This window comes from Nocardioides sp. P5_C9_2 (assembly GCF_054049555.1).
The window spans coordinates 1-4,147 of the sequence record NZ_JBFUMD010000355.1 but is presented as its reverse complement, the minus strand read 5'-3'; the positions used below and the strand labels follow the sequence as shown (position 1 = coordinate 4,147).

4 protein-coding genes are annotated in these 4,147 nt (G+C 72.7%); all 4 read right to left on the bottom strand.

Annotated elements, in window-relative coordinates; all coding sequences use genetic code 11:
- Positions 1-1,272: anthranilate synthase component I family protein (locus ACXJKL_RS15900; RefSeq protein WP_457208004.1), on the bottom strand; the 1,272-nt coding region annotated here is incomplete at its 3' end.
- Entirely contained in the window at positions 1,269-1,844 is a 576-nt protein-coding gene (locus ACXJKL_RS15895) for an anthranilate synthase component II (RefSeq protein ID WP_457208003.1), read from the bottom strand. The genes ACXJKL_RS15895 and ACXJKL_RS15900, both read right to left, overlap by 4 nt.
- 42 nt (positions 1,845-1,886) lie before the next feature.
- On the bottom strand, positions 1,887-3,689 hold the full coding sequence (locus ACXJKL_RS15890; protein ID WP_457208002.1) for a sulfatase-like hydrolase/transferase: 1,803 nt from the start codon (positions 3,687-3,689) through the stop codon (positions 1,887-1,889).
- 27 nt (positions 3,690-3,716) lie between these two features.
- Positions 3,717-4,147, bottom strand: a 431-nt coding sequence (locus tag ACXJKL_RS15885) for an aminodeoxychorismate/anthranilate synthase component II (RefSeq protein ID WP_457208001.1), incomplete at its 5' end; no start/stop codon positions are given.

Genomic DNA, 4,147 nt, shown 5'->3' with positions numbered 1-4,147 from the left:
GGACTCGAGGGCCCGCAGCAGCCGCTCGGCCTTCCAGCGCGACTCGAGCCACTCGTCGTCGACGTCGGAGCGCACGGTGATGCCACCGCCGGTACCGAGGGTCCAGCGGCCGTCACCTGCGGTCATCAGTGACCGGATGACGACGCCGAGGTCCGCGGGCCCGTCGCCGCTGATCCAGCCGAACGCGCCGGCGTACGCCCCGCGCGGCGTCTCCTCGACCTCCTCGATGACCTCCATCGTGCGGAGCTTGGGCGCCCCGGTCATCGAGCCGGGCGGGAACAGCGCGCGCAGCGCCCCCACCGTCGTGACGTCGCCGCGGAGGCGGCCGCGGACGGTCGAGACGAGCTGGTGCACCGACTCGTAGGACTCGACGTCCATCAGCACCGGCACCTCGACCGAGCCCAGCTCGCTGACCATGCCGATGTCGTTGCGGAGCAGGTCGACGATCATCAGGTTCTCGGCGCGGTTCTTGGGGTCGCGGGCCAGGGCGGTCCGCAGCGCCTCGTCCTCCTCGAGGGTCTCCCCGCGCGGCGCCGTGCCCTTGATCGGCTTGGTCTCGATCGTGCGGTCCGCCGTCACCAGCGCGTAGCGCTCCGGGCTCGAGCTCAGCAGCCACGCACGGTGGCCCTCGACGTCGTGCTGGAGGCACCCGGCGTACGGCGCGGGGTTGAGGTCGCGGAGCCGCAGGTAGGTGGCGACGGGGTCGAGGTCGGCCTCCGCGGCGACCCGGTAGGTCAGGTTGACCTCGTAGGAGTTGCCCGCCCGCAGGTGCTCCTGCACGCGCGCGAACGCCGCGGCGTACTCGGCGGGCGGGCGACCTCCCGGGCGGGTCGTGGACATCGCGGGGGTTACAGCACCCGCGAACCGTGGATTCCCCCGCGTAGGCGGGGCTCCTGCAGCGGCCCCCGCGACGTGCTCGAACGACCGCACAGACGACGGCCGCATCCACACCGCGTCGGGCAGGTCCGGGTCGGGACGGGCCGGGAGGTCGGGCCGGCAGGCGGCGCCGAGGTAGCCGAACCACTGCTCCCCCGGCGCCATCGCGGCCTCGAGCACCGTCCAGATGTCGTCGCCGACCACGACCGAGGCGCCGCCCGCGTGCCGCCGGACCTCGCGGCGCGCGGCGTCGTACGTCAGGGACACGTCGTCGTCCTCGAGCCACCCGATGATCGAGCGCCGTCCCGACCACTCGCGGGCGCCGCCGCCGTCGAGCCAGAAGCAGCGCGGGTGCTCGGCCGCGACGGAGCCGAACACCGACGCCGGGTCCGTCACGTCGTCCCCAGGAAGCGGGCCACGATGGCGCGGCCGTGCTCCGAGAGGATCGACTCGGGGTGGAATTGCACGCCCTCGAGCGGCAGCGTCCGGTGCCGGACCCCCATGACCACGCCGTCCTCGCTCCACGCCGTCGCGGTCAGCACGTCCGTCGGCAGCGCGGTCACGCCGAGGGAGTGGTAGCGCACCGCGGCGAAGCCCTGCTCCATCCCGCGGAACACGCCGCGTCCGTCGTGCGTGACCCGGGCGACGTCGCCGTGGGCCGGCTCGATGCGCTCGACCGTGCCGCCGTACGCCGTGACCAGGCCCTGCATCCCGAGGCAGACGCCCAGCACCGGACGGCTGCCGGCGAGCAGCACCTCGCGCCCGACCGCGAAGTCGACCGGGTCGTCCGGGTGCCCCGGGCCGGGCGAGAGCACCACGTGGTCGTGGGCGAGCACCTCGGCCGCGCTCACCTCGTCGTGCTGCACCACGTGCGGCAGCACGCCGGTCACCGCCGCGACCAGGTGGACCAGGTTCCACGTGTAGGAGTCGTGGTGGTCGACCACGACGACGTCCGCGGGTGGGGGCACGGGAGCACGCTAGCCCCGATTCCCCCTCGGGGTACTCCGTCGTTACTGGGTCAGCGTCCGGCACTCGGGCGGCACCGGCTGTCCTCCGGTGGGGCCGGCGCACTGGTCCCACTGCGCCAGCTTGGCGAGCAGCCCCTGCACCTCGGCGGCGTGCCGCGGCTGGGCGAAGGCGTTCTTCTTCTCCCAGCGACGGTTCCTGTAGGTGTAGAACTCGTAGGCGAACGCGTTGCGGCGCACGTCGGTGTCCATGTCGTAGCGGATCAGCACCCCGGTCCGGCTGCGCACGGCGACGTAGGACGGGACCCGGTCGAGCTCGTCGCCGTTGAGCGCCGAGTCGGGGTCGAGCCTGGTCAGCGCCTGGGCGGTGTGCTCGATGAAGACGTGGTTGCGGCGCACCAGGGCCGGGTCGCCGAAGGTCGGCACGATCGACTGCCCCGAGCGGTACGCCGGGGACGCGACGCCGGCGAGCTCCTCGAAGGTCGGCGCGAGGTCGACGTTGGACGTCAGCTCGGCCCGGGTGCCCGGCACGACGCCCGGCCCCACGACGTACAGCGGGACGTGCACGTCGGTGTCGTAGGCCGTGCCCTTGCCCCGCCCGAGGCCGTTCTGGCCGAGGTGGAAGCCGTTGTCGGAGGTCAGCACGACGTAGGTGTTGTCGTCGACGAGGCGCAGGATCCGGCGCACGGTGCGGTCGATCGACTGCGCCATCATCGCGCGGTTGCGCAGGTCGGCGACGCTCTGCGCCGCACGGAACGGGTTCGGGCGGGTGTTCCACGCCCGGGCCGGCTTGCCGTTGGCCTTGCGGGGCCGGTTGTCCCGGCGGTCGTCGCCGAAGCCGGGCAGGTCGCGCGTGGTCAGCGAGGTGCACCTCACCGGACCGCAGTTGCCCGGGCGGCCGGCCCCCGGCCGGTCCCGGAACGCCGGCGGGAAGACCGGGTCGCCGGGGTAGTAGGGCTTGGGCTGCGTCCGGTTGTGCGGCGCGTAGGGCGCGACCTCGAGGAAGTACGGCGCGTCGTCGTCGCGGTGCGCCTTGATGAACTTCGTCGCGTAGGACTCGATGACGCTGCCGGCGTAGGCCTTGTCGCGCTCCTTCTCGGGCGCGGCCAGCGGCGGCGGCGTGTGGTGCCGGGCGCGCAGCCGGCCCTGGCGGACGTAGGTGCTGTCGAAGTCCCAGCCGTCGTACGCCGAGCCGAAGACCACGTTGAACTGCGACCAGCCCGGCGGCATGGGCGGCAGGGCGCGACCCTGGAGGTACTCGTACTCGTTGAGGTACTTGCCGACGAAGCCGGTCGTGTAGCCGGAGCCCTGGAGCGTCACGTTGAAGGACCGCTCCGGGTTGCCGTAGCCCTCGAACGCCGCGTAGCCGCCGAGGGGCATCGCGTCGAGCTGGCCGGAGGTGTTGGTGCGCACGCCGGTCTGGTGGGGGTACTGCCCGGTGAAGGTGCTCGATCGCGACACGCAGCACAGGGAGTCGACCACGAAGGCGTGGGAGTACGACGCCCCCGCACGCTTCATCTGCCGTGCCGAGCGCATCGTCTGCACGAGGTCGAGGGAGAAGTCGTCCATCAGGACCATGACGATGCTGGGCCGCTGGGCGCGCTTGGCGGCGGGCAGGTCCGCGCTCCTCACCCCCGAGGCGGCCGCCGCCCGCGGGGGCGCGGACCCGGGGGACCCGTTCGTGCCGGTGACGGCGGAGCCGCCGGCGGCACCGCAGGCCGTCAGGGTGGTGACGGCGAGGCACACGGCCGCGGCCACCGAACGTCGTACGAACAGCAAGGACTCCCCCGTCCATGGTGATTGGTCACTGATGGTGACGTGCCCGGGGAGGGATTCGTTGCCTGCCACGCCCGAGAGGTCAAATGTCTACCAGACTTATTGACTATCGGCGACCAGGTCACGCACGAGGTCGTGGATCAGGTCGTAGCCGTTCTCGGTCAGGATCGACTCGGCATGGAACTGGATGCCCCGGAAGTGCGGCCCGGTGACCTGGTGCACGTCCCCGGTCGCCTCGTCGCGCTCGACGCTGACCCCCGCCGGCAGGGACCCCGGATCCAGGACCCGACCCACGAACGTGTTGTAGAAGCCGACCCGCTCGGTGCGCCCGTCCAGCCGGATCGGCGACTGGGTGCCCTGGAAGACGATGTCCTTGAAGTCGAGCGGGATGCCGAGGCGATCGCACAGCGTCTGGTGCCCCAGGCACACGGCCAGGAACGGCTGGCCGGCGGCGAGCACGTCGTCGACGGCCCGGCGGAAGGCCGCGATCTTGGGGTGGTCCCCGTCGCGCGGGTCGCCGGGCCCGGGCC